At 70.4% G+C, this 17159-nt stretch carries 16 protein-coding genes and 1 pseudogene; 5 read left to right on the top strand and 12 right to left on the bottom strand.

The annotated features are described in order from the left end of the window. The first annotated feature begins 71 nt into the window (after positions 1-71). Complete coding sequence (locus ACFWFI_RS00835; protein ID WP_103760962.1) at positions 72-503, top strand: Lrp/AsnC family transcriptional regulator; 432 nt, start codon at positions 72-74, stop codon at positions 501-503. On the opposite strand, the gene ACFWFI_RS00830 is transcribed toward ACFWFI_RS00835, so the two are convergent. The 3 genes from ACFWFI_RS00830 to ACFWFI_RS00820 all read right to left on the bottom strand — a co-directional run bounded on the left by ACFWFI_RS00830 (position 481) and on the right by ACFWFI_RS00820 (position 3751). Then, positions 481-1989 carry a sensor histidine kinase gene (locus ACFWFI_RS00830; protein ID WP_387383944.1) on the bottom strand — a complete coding sequence of 503 codons (1509 nt, stop codon included), beginning with the start codon at positions 1987-1989 and terminating at the stop codon, positions 481-483. The two genes, ACFWFI_RS00835 and ACFWFI_RS00830, sit on opposite strands and share 23 nt — an antisense overlap. A gap of 18 nt (positions 1990-2007) precedes the next feature. Next, on the bottom strand, positions 2008-3045 hold the full coding sequence (locus ACFWFI_RS00825; RefSeq protein WP_387383943.1) for a rod shape-determining protein: 1038 nt from the start codon (positions 3043-3045) through the stop codon (positions 2008-2010). 133 nt (positions 3046-3178) lie between these two features. Next, the gene (locus tag ACFWFI_RS00820) at positions 3179-3751 is read right to left on the bottom strand and encodes a hypothetical protein (RefSeq protein ID WP_387383941.1); all 573 of its coding nucleotides are present in this window, start codon (positions 3749-3751) and stop codon (positions 3179-3181) included. Positions 3752-3874: 123 nt separating this feature from the next. Between ACFWFI_RS00820 and ACFWFI_RS00815 the strand changes: the two genes are divergently transcribed. After that, complete coding sequence (locus ACFWFI_RS00815) at positions 3875-4567, top strand: SCO2400 family protein (RefSeq protein WP_387383939.1); 693 nt, start codon at positions 3875-3877, stop codon at positions 4565-4567. Between the two features lie 17 nt (positions 4568-4584). On the opposite strand, the gene ACFWFI_RS00810 is transcribed toward ACFWFI_RS00815, so the two are convergent. Continuing rightward, positions 4585-5019 (bottom strand): MarR family winged helix-turn-helix transcriptional regulator, encoded by a 435-nt coding sequence (locus ACFWFI_RS00810; protein WP_387383937.1) that lies wholly within the window; start codon positions 5017-5019, stop codon positions 4585-4587. Positions 5020-5131: 112 nt separating this feature from the next. Between ACFWFI_RS00810 and ACFWFI_RS00805 the strand changes: the two genes are divergently transcribed. Beyond that, positions 5132-6151: an NADP-dependent oxidoreductase gene (locus ACFWFI_RS00805; RefSeq protein WP_387383936.1), complete on the top strand. Its 1020-nt coding sequence runs from the start codon at positions 5132-5134 to the stop codon at positions 6149-6151. A 31-nt stretch (positions 6152-6182) separates the two neighbouring features. Here ACFWFI_RS00805 and ACFWFI_RS00800 read toward each other — a convergent pair. After that, positions 6183-6398, bottom strand: a pseudogene (locus ACFWFI_RS00800) (cytoplasmic protein); the annotation flags it as partial. Between ACFWFI_RS00800 and ACFWFI_RS00795 the strand changes: the two are divergent. Next, positions 6399-6821 (top strand): organic hydroperoxide resistance protein, encoded by a 423-nt coding sequence (locus tag ACFWFI_RS00795; protein WP_387384014.1) that lies wholly within the window; start codon positions 6399-6401, stop codon positions 6819-6821. A 183-nt stretch (positions 6822-7004) separates the two neighbouring features. After that, positions 7005-8522, top strand: a complete 1518-nt coding sequence (locus tag ACFWFI_RS00790) for an arabinosylfuranosidase ArfA (RefSeq protein WP_387383934.1) — start codon at positions 7005-7007, stop codon at positions 8520-8522. Positions 8523-8594: 72 nt separating this feature from the next. On the opposite strand, the gene ACFWFI_RS00785 is transcribed toward ACFWFI_RS00790, so the two are convergent. From ACFWFI_RS00785 to ACFWFI_RS00755, 7 genes are all read right to left on the bottom strand, one after another. Continuing rightward, a complete protein-coding gene (locus ACFWFI_RS00785; RefSeq protein ID WP_387383932.1) occupies positions 8595-9752 on the bottom strand; it encodes an aldose epimerase family protein in 1158 nt (385 codons plus the stop codon). Positions 9753-9779: 27 nt separating this feature from the next. After that, positions 9780-11024, bottom strand: coding sequence for a multiple monosaccharide ABC transporter permease (gene mmsB, locus ACFWFI_RS00780; protein ID WP_387383930.1), 1245 nt, complete (start codon positions 11022-11024; stop codon positions 9780-9782). Continuing rightward, entirely contained in the window at positions 11021-12571 is a 1551-nt protein-coding gene (gene mmsA / locus ACFWFI_RS00775; RefSeq protein WP_387383928.1) for a multiple monosaccharide ABC transporter ATP-binding protein, read from the bottom strand. Before mmsA ends, mmsB begins: the two co-directional genes overlap by 4 nt. A 32-nt stretch (positions 12572-12603) precedes the next feature. Further along, positions 12604-13713 (bottom strand): multiple monosaccharide ABC transporter substrate-binding protein, encoded by a 1110-nt coding sequence (chvE, locus tag ACFWFI_RS00770; RefSeq protein ID WP_387383926.1) that lies wholly within the window; start codon positions 13711-13713, stop codon positions 12604-12606. 130 nt (positions 13714-13843) lie between these two features. Beyond that, positions 13844-14827, bottom strand: a complete 984-nt coding sequence (locus ACFWFI_RS00765) for a hypothetical protein (protein WP_387383922.1) — start codon at positions 14825-14827, stop codon at positions 13844-13846. 111 nt (positions 14828-14938) lie between these two features. Next, entirely contained in the window at positions 14939-15958 is a 1020-nt protein-coding gene (locus tag ACFWFI_RS00760) for a zinc-dependent alcohol dehydrogenase (protein WP_387383920.1), read from the bottom strand. After that, positions 15955-17109: a mandelate racemase/muconate lactonizing enzyme family protein gene (locus tag ACFWFI_RS00755; protein ID WP_387383919.1), complete on the bottom strand. Its 1155-nt coding sequence runs from the start codon at positions 17107-17109 to the stop codon at positions 15955-15957. Before ACFWFI_RS00755 ends, ACFWFI_RS00760 begins: the two co-directional genes overlap by 4 nt. Positions 17110-17159: the final 50 nt, after the last annotated feature.

Raw genomic sequence — 17159 nt, 5'->3', positions numbered from 1 at the left:
AGGCCTCTCCGCGGCCCCGGGAAGGACCGCTCGCCCGTCGTTTCCCGCCCCGTGCTGCGAGAATCACCGGTATGGACCGGCTGGACAGAGAGATCCTCGGCATTCTCCAGGAGGACGCCCGGATCTCGTACCGCGATCTGGGCGTACGCGTCGGGCTCAGTGCCAACGCGGCGGGCGACCGTGTGCGTCGTATGCGCCGCGACGGGGTGATCCGCGGCTTCACGGTCATCGTCGACCCGGCCGCCGACACCCGTTCGGGCCTCGTCGTCTTCATCGATGTGTCGCTGCGCCTCGACACGACGAACGAGGAGTTCGAACGCTCGGTGCTCACCCTGCCCGGCATCACCGAGGTGGTGCACGTGACGGGCGGCCACGACTACCTCGTACGCGCCACGGCGGCCGATCCCGGCTCCCTGGACGCACTGTTGCGGCGGTTGAAGAAGGACGCGGGTGTGGCCCACTCCAACACCCGGATCGCGCTCAGAGCGGCGCCTGCCAGATGACCGTCGGCGACCGGTCGCCGTCGTCGGCGCGCCCGTCGTCCGCGACCACGAGCCGCACCGCCGCACGCCCGTCGGGCAGCCGCGCCGTCGCGTCCACCTCCACCTCGACGGCCGACACCCCCGCCCGCCGGTGCGCGGTGGCCAGCGCCCCGCGCAGCACGTCGAGCAGTTCGCCGTCCACCGGCTCCGTCACCAGGGCGTCCACCGCGCCGGTGAACTGCACTGACGGCTGGAAGCCGAGCACCGCCGCCGCGCCGCCGGTCTCCCTGAGGACCCGGCCGCGGAAGGTCGTGGGCGCTTCGGCGGGCGGCTGCTGGAGTGCGAAGATCGCGGTCCTGACCTCCTGGATGGTGGAGTCCAGCTCGTCGACCGCGTGTCCGAGCAACTCGGCGGTCCCGGTGTCGCCGGCCAGATCCTTGCGACGGGTCGACTCCAGCATCATCTCCGTCGCGAACAGCCGCTGTACGACGAGGTCGTGCAGGTCACGTGCGATGCGGTCGCGGTCCTCGTAGACCGCCAGCTGCTCCCGGTAGTGCTGCGCGTCGGCCATCACCAGGGCCAGGGCGGCCTGGGAGGCGAACTGGGAGGCGAGCTGCCGGTCCATCGCCGTGTACGGGGCCCCGCCGCGCCGGCGGGGGAGGGCCAGCGTGCCGATGAGCCTGCCCCCGCTCTGCAGGGGCAGCATCATGCTGGGGCCGAACCGGGACCGTACCGGGGTCGTCATCCGGTCGTCCGTCGCGGAGTCCTCGATGAAGACCTCCTCGCCGCCCAGCAGCTGGACGAGGACGGGGGAGCCCGGCTCGATGGCCGTACCGACGAGGCCGGCCGGGTCGTCGAGGGTGGAGGCGGCAACGATCTCCATCCCGCCGCCCGGGGTCGGCTGGAGGATCACCCCGGCCGCCGCGCCGGCCAGCACCCTGGCCCGCTCGGCGACAGTCGTCAGGGCGTCGGCCGTGCCCGCTCCGGTCAGCAGCGCCCGGGTGACGGCGGCCGCGCCCTCGATCCAGTGCTCCCGCTGACGGGCCGCCTCGTACAGGTGGGCGCCGCTGATCGCCGCTGCCGCCTGGGAGGCGAGCAGCCGCAGCAGCGCCAGCTCGGTGTCGGTGAAGCGACCCGGTTCCTCCGCGGTGAGACAGAGGCTGCCGAGCACCTCGGTGTGCACCCGGACGGGCGCCCCCAGGAAGGAACGCATCGGCAGGTGCTGACCCGGCAGCACCTCGCGGGGGTGCGGACCCGCCGTCAGATCATCGACGCGCACGGCCTGCGCGTCGTCGACAAGAACCCCGAGCACTCCCGTGCGCCCGTCCAGGAGCGGGACCGCGGCGCGGCGTTCGCTGTCGGACATGCCGGCGGTGAACAGGTCGGTGACACGGCGGTCCTCCCCGTGGAGGAGGGCCAGGGCGCCGTGGCGCGCCCCGGCCAGCGCCGTGGCGGTGTCCACGATGTGCTGGAGGGTGGTCCGCAGGTCGAGCCCCGTCCCGGCCACCGGCGCGCCCTCCGGCTCTCAGCCTGCGAGCGGGGCGAGGACCAGTGGCTGGACCGTGCCGTCCAGCATCGCGCCCAGCCCCAGCACGGAGCAGACGTCGGGCCGTTCGGCGATGTTCACCGGTACGCCCGTCGCGTCGCGCAGCATCTGGTCGAGCCCCGGCAGCAGGGCGCTTCCGCCGACCATCATGATCCCGGACTCCGCGATGTCGGCCACCAGGTCGGGCGGGCAGTCGCGCAGTACCTTGCCCAGCCCGTCGAGCACCGCGGTGAGCGGGGCGTGGATCGCCTGGCGTACGGCGGCGGTGTCGACCTGTACCGAACGGGCCAGGCCGGTGGCCACGTCACGACCGTGGATCTCCGTCATCGCCGGACCGTTGAGCGTGAGGCCGTTGCCCCGGAGCGCCAGTTGCAGGGGGCGCACGGACTGGCTGGGCAGCATCAGCTCGTGGTGCTGGCGCAGATGCTGGATGACCGCGTGGTCGATGGCCTCGCCGCCGATCGGGATGCGTACGGCCGTCACGATCGAGCCGAGCGAGAGCACGGCGATCTGGGTCGTCGCCGCCCCGCACACCATGATCATGGTGGCGGTCGGCTGCTCCACCGGCAGCCCGCAGCCGATGGCCGCCGCGATCAGGGTGTCGACCAGCTCCACCCGCCGCGCGCCGAGCCCCACGAGGGTCTCGACGGTCGCCCGCTGGGCCAGCGGATCGGCGTCGTGCGGGGTGCAGGCGGCGGCCCGCAGCCGGGGCTTGCGGCGCAGCTGGCGGCGGAGCTTCTCGCCGAGCAGATGGCGCAGCATGCGCTGCGCCATGTCGATGTCGACGACGGTCCCGCCGGAGACCGGGCGGGCCACGCGGATGTACGCGGGCGTACGGCCGGTCATCTGTTCGGCGAGCGCGCCGACGGCGATGAGGGAGCCGGTGCGCGTGTTCACGGCGGCGACACTGGGCTCGTCGACGACGAGCCCCACTCCCTTGACGTACACACGGGTCCTCGCGGCCCCGAGATCGACGGCGATGTGGCAACGGCGCAACTGTTCGAGACTGACGGTCACGGCAAGGTCTCCCGAGAGCGCTGGCGGCGGGCACCGGCGGCAGCCGGTCCTCCTTGCATCGTCACGCCGTGGCGGGCCGGGCGCGCGCTGGGTGGGCCGTAGGGGGGACCCGGAGCTGACGGCGCGACAGGTCTCATGCGCCGCCCGGCAGCAGTCGCTGGAACAGTCCCCAGGTGAACTCGGCGACACGGGGCCGGCCGTCGGCCGGGTCGGTGAAGGCCAGTGCCCAGCGGGTCGGCGCGCTGCCCTCCATGGGGCGCGCCGGGGCGAAGGCCCTGCCCACCTCGTCCACGGTGCAGGACCACGGGCGCAGGTCGGCGGCGGTGCGCAGCTCGGGGCCCGCCGAACCAGGGGCGCGGACCAGCCATTCGTTCCATACGGCTCCGCCCGGACCCGCCATCACCTCGAACCGCAGGCCGGGCCAGAGCGGCAGCGGCCACAGCAGCGCGTCGCACTCCAGGTCGCCGACCTTGCGGCGTACGGACGACTCGGGCTCGCCCAGGACCGAGCGGTAGCGGCGCAGCGCGCCCCGGCCGCGCGGGGCGCGCAGCATCGCCTGCCAGCGACGGTTCGCCTCCCGCATCTCGGCCAGTGAGGCACTCAGTTCATGACGGGCGTCCTCGACGAGGTCCGGCTGGTGGTCGGCCATCCGGCGCAGCAGGACGAGCTGGAACTGGAGCGGCCCGAACGGGGTGGGTGCGGTCATGGAATCCATCCTGCCGCGTGGCACGCGCGGTGGGCGGCCCGCATCGGAGTCCTCGATTCCACACAGGATCCTCACCTGTGCGGCTTCCTGTGTTGTTCTCCGCCCGTCTAGTCTGCGGGCGCCATGGATTACTGCCACCCGTGCCAACGACACCTCAACGGGGCGCTTGCCTGCGCCGGTTGCGGGACCCCCGCCGACGCGCTGGTCCCCTATGCCGTCGTGGACCGGTCCGGCCGTGACGCGGAGCCCGCCGTCGAGACCCTGGAAGCCTCCGGGGCCGCCGGTCACCGCCGCCGTGCCCGGCCCGCCGCCGGACGCCGGCGCCGGGGGCACCGCCGGCGTGGCCGCGCGCTGCTGCTGACGGCGGCGGGCGTGGTGCTGGCGCTGGGGGCGCTGAGCCTGGCCGAGCTGGCCATGGAGCCGGAGGGCGACAGCGGTGCCTCGGAGTACGTGAGCGAGGCCACGCTCACCGCCACCGAGCCCGGCCCGTCCGCCTCGTCGAGCACGGAGCCCGACGACCCCGGTCCGGTGGACGCCCCCACGGTCGTGCCGGTCACCGACTCCCACTCCGCGACGGCCACGGGCGGACCTGCCGAGGACGAGGCGCCCGGGGCCTCCCCGGCGGCCCCGGCCCCCGCGGAGACCTCGGCCTCCGCCTCGGCGCCGGCCTCCGGGGATCCGGACGGGACCGAGGCGCCGGCCGAGCCGTCGGGCTCGGGCAAGCCGTCGGCGGAGCCGACGCAGCCGGAGCCCTCGGACGACCCCACTCCCACCCCGTCGCCCTCCGAGACCTGCAGATGGTGGATCTTCTGCTGACGCGGTAGGGGAGCCTGCTAGGCGGCGTCCTCGCCCAGCATCCGGCGCAGCAGGTCGCGCAGCACCGTCCGCTCCGCCTCCGACAGCTCGGCGAGCGGCTCCCGGGCGAAGTCCAGTGCGTCCCGCAGCTGCCCTGCCGTCCGGATGCCCTCCTCGGTCGGGGCGGCGAGCTTCACCCGCCGGTCGGCCGGGTCCGGGCGGCGTTCCACCAGGCCACGGAGCTCCAGCCGGTCGACTATGCCCGTGATGTTGGACGGTTCGCACTTCAGTTTCCGGGCAACCTTGCGCATGGGCATCGGTTCCAGCGAGAGCAGCCCGAGCACCCTGGCCTGGGCACCGGTCAGCGCGTGTGTGGCCGCGGCCCGGTCGTACTCCTCGTGGTAGCGCGCCACGACTCCGCCGATGAGCTGGATGACGTCGAGGGTGAGTGGGTCCGTGTGCGAGGTGGCCATGACACCCAGCGTACCGAATTACTTGACAAGGTGAAATATCTGGACGCATGGTTGTTTCATGTCCTGAAGCTTTTCGCTTCCTTCCGTACGACATCGAGGAGAACCCGAGCCCATGTCTGCACTCCCCACGTCCAGCCGCGAATGGCACCTCGTCGCCCGCCCGCACGGCTGGCCCGAGCCCACGGATTTCGCGCTGCGCGAGGCGCCGGTGGCCGCTCCCGGTGAGGGCCGCGTCCTCGTCCGCAACCTCCACTTCTCGGTCGACCCCTACATGCGCGGCCGGATGAACGACGTGAAGTCGTACACCCCGCCCTTCAAGCTCGACCACCCCATGGACGGCGGCGCGGTCGGCGAGATCGTCGCGTCGAACGCCGAGGGCTTCGCCGTGGGCGACCACGTCCTGCACGGTCTCGGCTGGCGCGAGTACGCCGACGTCCCGGCCAAGCACGCGGTCAAGGTCGACGCCTCGCTGGCCCCGCTGTCCGCCTACCTCGGCGTGCTCGGCATGACCGGGCTCACCGCCTACGCCGGTCTGTTCGACGTCGCCTCCTTCAAGGAGGGTGACGCCGTCTTCGTCTCCGGCGCGGCCGGTGCGGTCGGCAGCCAGGTCGGCCAGATGGCGAAGCTCAAGGGTGCCTCCCGGGTGATCGGCTCGGCCGGCTCCGACGAGAAGGTCAAGCTCCTCGTCGAGGAGTACGGCTTCGACGCGGCCTTCAACTACAAGAACGGCCCCGTCCGCCAGCAGCTCGCAGAAGCCGCCCCCGACGGCATCGACGTCTACTTCGACAACGTCGGCGGCGAGCACCTCGAGGCAGCGATCTCCTCGCTGAACGTCCACGGCCGCGCCACCATCTGCGGGATGATCGCCCAGTACAACGCCACGGAGCCCACCCCGGCCCCGCGCAACCTGGCGCTCGTCATCGGCAAGCGGCTGCGCCTGCAGGGCATGCTCGTCGGCGACCACGCCGATCTCCAGCCGCAGTTCGTCCAGGAGGTGGCCGGCTGGCTGGCCTCCGGCGAGCTCAAGTACCGCGAGACGAAGGTCGAGGGCATCGAGCACGGTTACGACGCCTTCGTCGGCCTGCTGCGCGGCGAGAACACCGGAAAGATGATCGTCTCGCTGGACGCCTGACCGGTCCCCGGCCGGCCCGTGATGCCGTCCGTCACTGCCCTCCGCGGTCCGAGGGAGGCCATACGTACGGCAGATCGGGCGGTACGTCCGGAAACAGCGGGCGGTAGTACGCCGGGTCCTTGCGCACGAGCGCGGAGCGGTGGCTCCTGTGCAACGGCTCGTCACCCAGCCACGGGGGCAGTTCGTCCGCCGCCGCGAGCTCGGTGGCGGAACGGACGGTGGTGCGCCGGAGCGATGCGGCGAGGTCGTGGCGCAGATAGACGTGGCCTACACCGCCGTCGCCACCGCCGAGAACGGCCGTGACGGCCGCGTCTCCACCGACGACGGCAAGCTCGACGTCGTCGTCAACCCGCCGAAGGAGATGGGCGGCAGCGGCGCGGGGACCAACCCCGAGCAGCTCTTCGCGGCCGGCTACAGCGCCTGCTTCCAGGGTGCGCTCGGCGTGGTCGCCCGTCAGGAGAAGGCCGACATCTCCGGTTCGACGGTGACCGCGTCGGTCTCCATCGGCAAGACCGAGGCGGGCGGCTTCGGCCTGGAGGTCGCGATCAGCGCCTCCATCCCGAACGTCGACACGGCCACCGCCCAGGCGCTCATCGAGAAGGCGCACCAGGTGTGCCCGTACTCGAACGCCACCCGGGGCAACATCAAGGTCGAGCTGTCGGCCGGCTGAGCCCCTGGTTCTTCGCGTACGTCCGAGGGCCGCATCCCGTCACAGGGGTGCGGCCCTCGGTCGTGTGCCGACGCCCGTATCCGTAAGAGCGCGCGCAAAAGCATTGACTGCCGTGGAGGTTGAACTTTACGGTCCGTTCGAGGTTACGAGCAGCATTCGAAATACCGAACGAGTTAGGAAGTCATGACCCGCACCGCGCGCTTCACCCTCGACCCGGCCTTCACCGTCGGCGACGTCGACCCACGGCTCTTCGGCTCCTTCGTCGAGCACCTCGGCCGCTGTGTCTACGACGGCATCTTCGAGCCCGGCCACCCGTCGGCGGACGAGGCCGGCCTGCGTACCGACGTCCTGGATCTCGTCCGCGAACTCGGTGTCACCGCCGTCCGCTACCCCGGTGGCAACTTCGTCTCCGGCTTTCGCTGGGAGGACAGCGTCGGCCCCGCCGACGAGCGCCCCCGCCGTCTCGACCTCGCCTGGCGCTCCACCGAGACGAATCGTTTCGGCCTCTCCGAGTACATCGACTTCCTCAAGAAGATCGGCCCGCAGGCCGAACCGATGCTCGCGGTCAACCTCGGCACCCGCGGCGTCCAGGAAGCCATCCAGCTCCAGGAGTACGCCAACCACCCGGCGGGCACAGAGCTGTCCGACCGCCGCGTCGCCCACGGCGACAAGGACCCCTTCGGGATCAAGCTGTGGTGTCTGGGCAACGAGATGGACGGCCCGTGGCAGACCGGCCACAAGACCGCCGAGGAGTACGGGCGGATCGCCGCCGAGACGGCGCGCGCGATGCGGCAGATCGACCCGTCCGTCCAGCTCGTCGCCTGCGGGTCCTCCAGCCGCGCCATGCCGACCTTCGCCGCCTGGGAGGCGACGGTCCTCGCCGAGACCTACGACCTCGTCGACTACGTCTCGCTGCACGCCTACTACGAGGAGACCGACGGCGACCGCGACTCGTTCCTCGCCTCGGCCGTGGACATGGAGTCCTTCATCGAGAGCGTCGTCGCGACCTGCGACCACGTGGGGGCGCGCCTCAAGTCCACGAAGAAGATCAACCTCTCCTTCGACGAGTGGAACGTCTGGTACCTGAGCCGCTACCAGAAGGAGGCGGAGGAGAACCCGCTCGACTGGCCCGAGGCCCCGCGGCTGCTGGAGGACAACTACAGCGTCACCGACGCCGTCGTCTTCGGCAGCCTGCTCATCGCGCTGCTCCGCCACGCGGACCGGGTGACCGTCGCCTGTCTCGCCCAGCTCGTCAACGTGATCGCGCCGATCATGACCGAGCCCGGCGGGCCCGCCTGGCGGCAGACCACCTTCTTCCCCTTCGCCCAGGCCGCGCGGTACGGGCAGGGCCAGGTCCTGGACGTACGGGTGGACTCGCCCACGTACGGGACCGCGAAGTACGGCGAGACGGACCTGCTGCACGCGACCGCCGTCCGGGACCCGGAGACGGGTGCCGTCACGGTCTTCGCCGTCAACCGCAGCCAGGACGCCCCGCTGCCGCTGGAAGTCGCCCTGCCGGGACTGGACCTGGACCGGGTCGTGGAGCACCAGGTCGTCGCGGACGCCGACCCGGAGGCAGGCAACACCCTCGCCGAGCCCGAGCGGGTGCTCCCGCACGCCGCAGAGGGCACCGAGCTGGCCGGCGGAACGCTGAAGGCCGTGCTGGAACCGCTGTCCTGGAACATGATCCGGCTGGCCTGACGACGGCGAACGGCGCCCTCCCCGGGCTGGGGGAGGGCGCCGTTCGTGGTTCCGCGTGCGGGTAAGGCGTCTTCAGCGTGCCGAGAAGGCGTGCACCGTCGTCGAGCGGTAGGTGTCGCCGGGCCGCAGCACCGTCGAGGGGAACGACGGCTGGTTGGGGGAGTCCGGGAAGTGCTGGGACTCCAGGCAGAACGCGTCGCCCTGCCGGTAGACCCGCCCCGAGGTGCCGGTCAGCGTGCCGTCGAGGAAGTTCCCCGTGTAGACCTGCATGCCGGGCTCCGTCGTGTACATCTTCATCACCCGGCCGGAGCCGGGATCCGTCACGGTCAGCGCGTACTCCGGGCGGGCCGTGATGCCCTTGTCCAGCACGTAGTTGTGGTCGATCCCCTGGCCGTATCCGACCTGCTCGTGCGGGGTGCGGACGGCCTCCCCGATGGCCCGGGACCGTCGGAAGTCGAACGGCGTACGCGCGACCGGAGCGAGCTCACCCGTCGGGATCAGCGTCGCGCCGACCGGCGTGTAGCGCGCCGCCGCCAGCTCCAGCAGATGCCCGTCGACGCTGCCGCTGCCCTCACCCGCCAGATTGAAATAGGTGTGGCTGGTCAGGTTGAGGACCGTGGCACGGTCCGTGGTCGCCGTGTAGTCGATGCGCCACTCACCCCGGGAGGTGAGGGTGTAGACGACACGGACGGCGAGCGCGCCCGGGTAGCCGGCCTCGCCGTCCGGGCTGGTCCGGGTCAGGACCAGACCGACGTCGCCGCGCCCGGTGAACGGCTTCACGTCCCAGACCCGCTTGTCGAAGCCCTGGTCGCCGCCGTGCAGGCTGTTGGGGCCGTCGTTGACGGGCAGTTGGTGCGTGGCACCGTCGAGGGTGAAGCGGCCCTCGGCGATGCGGTTGCCGTACCGCCCGATCAGCCCGCCGAAGTACGGGGACTTCGCCACGTAGTCCGCCAGGTCGCCGAAGCCGAGCGAGACGTTCGCCGTCCGGCCCCTGCGGTCGGGGGTCTCCAGGGACTGGACGACACCGCCCCAGGAAAGGACCTTCAGCCGGGTCCCGCCGTTGGCGAGGGTCCAGCGGTGCACCTTCGTCCCGTCGGCGAGCGTGCCGAAGAGTTCCTTGGACGGGGTGCGTCCGGTGGCCGCGGCGTGCGCGGCCGGGGTGCCCGCCGCCACGGCCAGCCCGGCGGCGGCCGTGGCCGCCAGGACCGTGCGTCTGCTGGTTCCGGTCATGAACAACTCCTGTGGGAAGAGGGGATGTTACGAGCCGACCTTGCGCTTGTTCCAGACGTCGAAGCCGACCGCGGCGAGCAGCACCGCGCCCTTGATGACCTGCTGCCAGTCGGTGCCGATTCCGACGAGGTTCATACCGTTGTTCAGCACGCCCAGGACCAGACCACCGATGATCGCGCCGAGGACCGTGCCGACGCCGCCGCTCATCGACGCGCCGCCGATGAACGAGGCGGCGATGGCCTCCAGTTCGAAGTTGAGGCCCGCCTTGGGCGAGGCCGCGTTGAAGCGGGCGGCGAAGACCAGACCCGCCAGGGCCGCGAGCATGCCCATGTTCAGGAAGACCAGGAAGGTGACCTTCTTGTCCTTCACGCCGGACAGCTTTGCCGCGGGCAGGTTGCCGCCGATGGCGTAGATGTGGCGGCCGATGATCGCGTTGCGCATCAGGTAGCCGAACCCGACGACCAGCACGCCCAGGATGAGCAGCACGACCGGGGCGCCCTTGTAGCTGGCGAGCAGCAGGGTGACGACGAGGACGGCCGAGACCAGTGCGACCAGCTTCAGCAGGAACAGCTTGACCGGCGGCACGTCGAGGGCGAACTCCTGCTGCCGCTTGCGGTCGCGGACCTCCTGGAGGACCACGAAGGCGATCAGGGCGAAGCCCAGCAGCAGGGTGAGGTTGTGGTAGTTGGTGGTCGGGCCGACCTCGGGAAGGAAGCCGTTGGCTATCTTCTGCAGGTCCTTCGGGAAGGGGCCGAGGGTCTGGCCCTTCAGGAAGATCTCCGTCAGACCGCGGAAGAGCAGCATGCCCGCGAGGGTCACGATGAACGACGGTATGCCGAGATAGGCGATGAAGAACCCCTGCACCGAGCCGGCGACGGCGCCGATGGCCAGGCACAGCACCACCGCGAGCGGCCAGGGGAGATCGTGTTCGACCATCAGTACGGCGGCCATCGCGCCGATGAACGCGGTCAGCGAGCCGACCGAGAGGTCGATGTGGCCCGCGATGATGACGAGCATCATGCCGATCGCGAGGATCAGGATGTAGCTGTTCTGCAGCACCAGGTTGGAGACGTTGCGCGGCAGCAGCAGGTCGCCGTCCGTCCACACCGCGAACAGCACCACGATCAGGCCGAGGGCCATCAGCATGCCGTACTGGCGCATGTTGCGGCGCATGCCGCCGAGCATCAGCTGCAGCAGGCCGTCGCCGGAGGCCGATCCGCCTTTGCCGGGCGGCGCGGGGGCCGGGGTCTTGGCGGTCACGTCCGTGCTCATCGGGTTACCTCTTTGTCCTTCGTCATCTGACGCATCAGCGCTTCCTGCGAGGCCTCGGCCCGCGAGAACTCACCCGTCAGCCGTCCCGCGGCCATCGTGTAGATGCGGTCGCACATGCCGAGCAGCTCCGGCAGTTCGGAGGAAATGAAGACGACCGCCTTGCCCTGGGCGGCCAGCCGGTCGATGACCGTGTAGATCTCGTACTTGGCGCCCACGTCGATGCCGCGCGTGGGCTCGTCCAGGATCAGCACCTCGGGACCCGCGAAGATCCACTTGCTGAGGACGACCTTCTGCTGGTTGCCGCCGGACAGCTTGCCCACCGGCTCGAAGACGGTCGGCGCCTTGATGTTCATGGACTTGCGGAAGTCCTCGGCGACCTGCCGTTCCCCGTGCTCGTCGACCACACCCCGTTTGGCGACCTTGCCAAGCGCGGTCAGCGAGATGTTCCGGTTGATGGTGTCGATGAGGTTGAGGCCGTAGTGCTTGCGGTCCTCGGTGGCGTACGCGATGCCGTGCTTCACCGCCTCCGGGACGGACTTCGTACGGATCTCGGTGCCGTCCCTGAGGACGGTGCCGCCCGCGTACCGGCCGTAGGAGCGGCCGAAGACGCTCATCGCCAGCTCGGTGCGGCCGGCGCCCATGAGCCCGGCGATACCGACGATCTCGCCGCGCCGCACCTCGATCGAGACGTCGTCGACGACCTTGCGCTGCTGGTCGATGGGGTGGTGCACGGTCCAGTTGCGGATCTCCAGGGCGGGCGCGGTCCCCTCCTCCGGGTGGTGCGGGGTCCGTTCCGGGAAGCGGTTCTCCAGGTCGCGGCCCACCATCCCGCTGATGATCCGGTCCTCGGTCGTCGCCTCCGCCTTCACGTCGAGCGTCTCGATGGAGCGCCCGTCGCGGATGATCGTGACCGAGTCGGCGACCCGGCGGATCTCGTTCAGCTTGTGCGAGATGATGATCGAGGTCATGCCCTGTTCCTTCAGTTGAAGGATCAGGTCGAGGAGCTTGCCGCTGTCCTCGTCGTTGAGCGCCGCCGTCGGCTCGTCGAGGATGAGCAGCTTCACCTTCTTCGACAGGGCCTTGGCTATCTCCACCAGCTGCTGCTTGCCCACGCCGATGTCGGCGACGCGGGTCTCCGGGTGCTCGTCGAGACCGACGCGGCGCAGCAGTTCACCGGCGTGCCTGAGGGTGTCGTTCCAGTTGATGAGTCCGCGCTTGGCGTGCTCGTTGCCGAGGAAGATGTTCTCCGCGATGGACAGATACGGCACCAGCGCCAGCTCCTGGTGGATGATCACGATGCCGTGCTGTTCGCTCGCCCGGATGTCCTTGAACCGGCAGGTCTCGCTCTCGAAGAGGACGTCCCCTTCGTAGCTGCCGTGCGGATGGACGCCGGAGAGGACCTTCATCAGGGTCGACTTGCCGGCGCCGTTCTCTCCGCAGATGGCGTGGACCTCGCCCTGACGGACGGTCAGTGTGACGTCCGAAAGCGCTTTGACACCGGGAAAGGTCTTGACGATCGAGCGCATTTCCAGGACGGGTCCCGCCATGGTCTTGCCTTCCAATCCTTGAGGGGGCCCGGTTACTTGATGTCGTTCTCGGTGTAGTAGCCGCCGTCGATGAGGACCTCCTTGTAGTTGGCCTTGTCGACGCTGACCGGCTGCAGCAGGAAGGCGGGGACGACCTTGGCGCCGTTGTCGTAGGACTTGGAGTCGTTGACCTCGGGCTTCTTGTCGTTCAGGACCGCGTCGACCATGTTCGAGGCGACCTTGGCGAGCTGGCGCAGGTCCTTGTAGACGGTCTGCGTCTGCTCGCCCGTGACGATCGACTTCACCGAGGCGACCTCGGCGTCCTGGCCCGTGACGACCGGCATCGGCTTGGCCTTGGTGCCGTAGCCGTCCGACTTCAGGGCGGAGAGGATGCCGATCGAGATGCCGTCGTACGGCGAGAGCACGGCGTCGACCCGGGTGCTGCGGTAGCTGGACGTCAGCAGGTCGTCCATGCGCTTCTGAGCGGTGCCGCCGTCCCAGCGCAGGGTGGTGACCTGGTTGAGGGCGGTCTGCTTGGACCTGACGACCAGCTCGCCCTTGTCCACGTAGGGCTGGAGGACGTTCATCGCGCCCTGGAAGAAGTACTTGGTGTTGTTGTCGTCGTTGGAACCGGCGAACAGCTCGATACTGAAGGGGCCCTTCTTGCCGTCCTCCAGGCCGAGCTTGTTCACGATGTACGAGCCCTGCAGCTCGCCGACCTTCTCGTTGTCGAACGAGGCGTAGTAGTCGACGTTCTCCGAGCCGAGGATCAGCCGGTCGTAGGAGATCACCGGGATGTCGGCGTCCTTGGCCTGCTGAAGCACGTTGTCGAGGGACTTGTTGTCGATCGCCGCGACGATCAGGGCGTCCACGCCCTGCGTGATCATGTTCTCGATCTGCGAGACCTGCTGGTCCGGGTCGTCCTCGCCGTAGACGAGCTTGGTCTCGTAGCCCTTGGCCTTCAGTTCCTTCACGACGTTGGCGCCGTCGGAGATCCAGCGTTCGGAGGACTTGGTCGGCATCGCGACGCCGATGGTGGCGCCGTCGGAGCCACCCTTGTCCTCCCCGCTGCCGCCCTCGCTGTTCTGGCCGCAGGCGGTCAGAGCGAGGGCGAGGGAGGCGGCGGAGGCTATGGCGGCGAGTGCGGCTCTGCGGTTGCGCATAGTCATCATCCTTGATGTGGGTCAGGGCTCGGTCCGGTCGTGCCAGATCGCTGAGGGCGGATCGACCGAGAACAGGTGTGTGGGATTGTGCGCGGCTGTGTCTTCTTTTGGGGAGAAGGTTTCCGGAACGTTATGACGAGATCTCGAAGCGGTTGAGCGGGCCCGGCAGCCGGCTGCCGAACGGAGCCATGCCCCCGTCCGCCCCGTGTCGGGCGAGCAGGTCCAGCGCGAGCCGGCCGCGCCGCACCCGCTCCTTGGCGGTGGTCAGCGCCAACTCCCGCAGGTGCTGGCCGTACGGGTAGATCCCGGGCGACTTGGCGAGGCCGAACTTCAGGTACAGCGGCGCGCCCCGCCGGATCAGTTCGGCGACCTCGTACATCCGCACATAGCCGCCGAGGTCGTCCGGGGCCTCGATGTAGAGGTCCATCGGAGCCCGGGAGACCCGGCGGATCTCGGTGAACTGAGCGAGCGTCAGGTCCGACGGGATGTTGATCGAGTCGGCGCCGAGCTGCTCGAACACGGCGAACGACGCGGGGTTCACCGGCCCGATGAGCGCCGACACCTTGAAGGTGGTGTCCGCGGGCAGGACACCCTGCTCGCGCAGCCGGTGCAGGGTCCACAGCACGCCCTCGTCGGCGACGAGCAGGCACTTCACCCCGAGTCCGGTGGCACGCAGGGCGTCCTCGACACAGCCGGCCAGGGCGTCGTGGCCGCGGGAGCGCAGCCCGGCGCCGCCGGAGTCCGTACGGACCGACGCGCCGGTGTCCCAGGTGCCGCGCGGCCCCGTGAACAGGCAGAGCTCGATGTCCCGTTCGGCGCAGCCCTCCACCATCTCGGTGATCTCAGCGTCCGTCAGCATCCAGACGCCGCTGCCCTGGCTGATGCGGTGGACCGGGACGTCGAGCCTCGCGGACTCCTTGAGCACGACACCGAGGGCCTCCGGACCCTCCACGGACGGCACCTCGGTGCGCCAGCTCCCGCCGTCGGGGAAGGAGTGCGGGGAGGCGTCGGCCGGGGACAGGGGCGCCGGGCCGAGGCCGAGCCCGGTGAGCACGGCCTCACCGGGACGGCGGGCGCCGGCGGCACCGGGGGAAGAGACAGGGGCGTCGTTCACGACTGGTCCTTCACGTTCGGTATTTCGGACGAAGTTCGGATCTTTGGGGGTACGCCGGTGCGGAGGCGGTCAGGACGCCGCCGTACCGGCGTACGGATCAGGGCGGGCCCGTCACGGCCGCAGCAGCACCTTCCCGGTCTCCGGATCCCCGGATCCCACCAGCGCCACGGCTTCGGCGAACCGCTCCAGCGGGAACTCGTGGGTGATCAGCGGCGCCGGATCGAGCAGGCCGGCCGTGAACGCCCGCACCGCGTAGGACCAGGCCGCGGAGGGCGCCCCGAAGACGCTGCGCACGGTGAGCTGGCTCAGCGACAGGTGCACCGGGTCGATGCCCACGGCGCCCGGGGTGAACATCCCGGTCAGCACCACCCGCCCGCCACGACGCGCCAGCAGGCACGCGTCGGCCGCGGTCGACGGCGCTCCGGCCGTCTCCACGACCAGGTCGTAGCGGCCCCGCACCTCCTCGGCCTCCTTGGGCGTCCGGGCCTCGCTCGCCCCGAAGTCCAGGGCCTGGGCGGCCCGTCCCTCCCTCGGGTCGATCACGGTGAGCTCCGCGGGCGACACCGCCGCCAGCAGCTGCACGGCGAGCAGGCCGAGCGTGCCCGCCCCCAGTACGGCGATCCGCTCACCCGGCTCGGGTGCCCCGGCCCGCACCGCCGCCGCGATCACCGCGGCCGGCTCCAGCAGGGCCGCCGCCCGCAGATCGGCGTCGTCGGCCAGCGGGTGCAGCAGCCGTGCCGGGACGACCAGGTGGTCGGCGAACGCGCCGGGCCGGGTGAACCCCGTCTCGTCGTACCCCGCCGTGCACAGGGAGGTCTCCCCGTACCTGCACCGTTCGCAGCGCCCGCACGCCCGGAAGCCCTCGGCGACCGTACGCCGGCCGGTCAGCGCGGGATCCACACCCTCGCCCACCGCGTCGACGGTCCCCGACCACTCGTGACCAGGCACCACGGGGTAGCGCACATAGGCCGGGTCGCGGTGGCCGTCGTACACCTCGCGGTCGCTCATGCAGATCCCGGCCGCGGCGACCCGCACCCTGACCTCGCCGGGGCCCGGCTCCGGGAGCGGTCCTTCGGTCAGCCGGTGGCTGCCCGGCCGCTCGATGGTCAACGAACGCGAGAGGGCGGTCACTTGGGCTGCCTCTTCTCCCAGCCGTCCGCCCACAGGTCGAACCGCGCCTGCTGCTGCGGGAATTCCGCCGCCGCGTCCACGTCCAGCTCCACGCCGAGCCCGGGTGCGTCGGAGAGCTCGAAGCAGCCGGTGGCGGGGTCGACGGCCGGGGCGCCCTTGACGACCTTCTTGATGTCCGCGTCCGCGAAGTCGTTGAAGTGCTCGAGGATCTTGAAGTTGGGGGTGCAGCCGGCGACCTGGAGGCTGGCCGCGGTCAGCACCGAGCCGCCCACGTTGTGCGGAGCGATCAGCGTGTAGTGCGTCTCCGCGGTCGCCGCGAGCTTGCGGGTCTCCAGGATGCCGCCGATGTGGCCGACGTCCGGCTGGATGATGTCGACGGCCTGCGACTCGAAGAGCTCGCGGAACTCGATCCGGTCGTGGATGCGCTCACCGGTCGCGATCGGCAGGTCGACCTTCTCCGCGACCTTGCTCAGTGCCTTGAGGTTCTCCGGCGGCACCGGCTCCTCCAGCCAGGCCGGCTTGAAGGGCGCCATCTCGCGGGCGATCCGCACCGCCGTCGACGGGCTGAACCGCCCGTGCATCTCCAGCATCAGCTCGGTGTCGGGGCCGATCGCGTCCCGCACGGCCTCGATGAGGGACACGGCGTAACGGGTCTCCTCCTGGCCCAGCTCGAAGTGTCCCGTACCGAAGGGGTCGATCTTCAGCGCGCGGTATCCGCGCTCGACGACTCCCTGGGCCGCCTTGTGGTACGCCTCCGGGGTGCGCTCGGTGGTGTACCAGCCGTTGGCGTACGCCTTGACCCGGTCGGTGACCTTCCCGCCGAGCAGTTGCCAGACGGGGACGCCGAGCGCCTTGCCCTTGATGTCCCAGCAGGCCATCTCGATGACCGCGATGCCGGACATCACGATCTCCCCGGCCCGCCCGTAGTCGCCGTACTTCATCCGGCGGACGAGGTCCTCGATCGCGAACGGGTCGGAGCCGTTGATGTGGTTGGCCGACGCCTCCCGCAGATAGCCGAGCAGCGCGTCCGTGCGGCCCAGCATCCGGGTCTCGCCGACTCCGGTGAGGCCCTCATCGGTGTGAACCTGGACGTACGTGAGGTTGCGCCACGGCGTGCCGACGACATGCGTACTGATTCCGGTGATGCGCACGGATGTTGCCTCTCAACTTGTTCGGTATTTCGTCACTCGTTCGAAATGCT

The sequence above is a fragment of the Streptomyces sp. NPDC060209 genome (genome assembly GCF_042728155.1).
GTDB lineage: Bacteria > Actinomycetota > Actinomycetes > Streptomycetales > Streptomycetaceae > Streptomyces.
The sequence above is the reverse complement of the archived record's forward strand: the minus strand, read 5'-3'. Positions and strand labels throughout refer to the sequence as shown.

What these genes read in the sequence shown, in the direction of transcription:
- mmsA (WP_387383928.1), bottom strand. Translation starts at nt 12,571, where the DNA reads ATGGCGGGACCCGTCCTGGAAATGCGCTCGATCGTCAAGACCTTTCCC.
- ACFWFI_RS00790 (WP_387383934.1), top strand. Translation starts at nt 7,005, where the DNA reads ATGACCCGCACCGCGCGCTTCACCCTCGACCCGGCCTTCACCGTCGGC.
- ACFWFI_RS00835 (WP_103760962.1), top strand. Translation starts at nt 72, where the DNA reads ATGGACCGGCTGGACAGAGAGATCCTCGGCATTCTCCAGGAGGACGCC.
- ACFWFI_RS00785 (WP_387383932.1), bottom strand. Translation starts at nt 9,752, where the DNA reads ATGACCGGAACCAGCAGACGCACGGTCCTGGCGGCCACGGCCGCCGCC.
- mmsB (WP_387383930.1), bottom strand. Translation starts at nt 11,024, where the DNA reads ATGAGCACGGACGTGACCGCCAAGACCCCGGCCCCCGCGCCGCCCGGC.
- ACFWFI_RS00805 (WP_387383936.1), top strand. Translation starts at nt 5,132, where the DNA reads ATGTCTGCACTCCCCACGTCCAGCCGCGAATGGCACCTCGTCGCCCGC.
- ACFWFI_RS00810 (WP_387383937.1), bottom strand. Translation starts at nt 5,019, where the DNA reads ATGGCCACCTCGCACACGGACCCACTCACCCTCGACGTCATCCAGCTC.
- ACFWFI_RS00820 (WP_387383941.1), bottom strand. Translation starts at nt 3,751, where the DNA reads ATGACCGCACCCACCCCGTTCGGGCCGCTCCAGTTCCAGCTCGTCCTG.
- ACFWFI_RS00815 (WP_387383939.1), top strand. Translation starts at nt 3,875, where the DNA reads ATGGATTACTGCCACCCGTGCCAACGACACCTCAACGGGGCGCTTGCC.
- chvE (WP_387383926.1), bottom strand. Translation starts at nt 13,713, where the DNA reads ATGCGCAACCGCAGAGCCGCACTCGCCGCCATAGCCTCCGCCGCCTCC.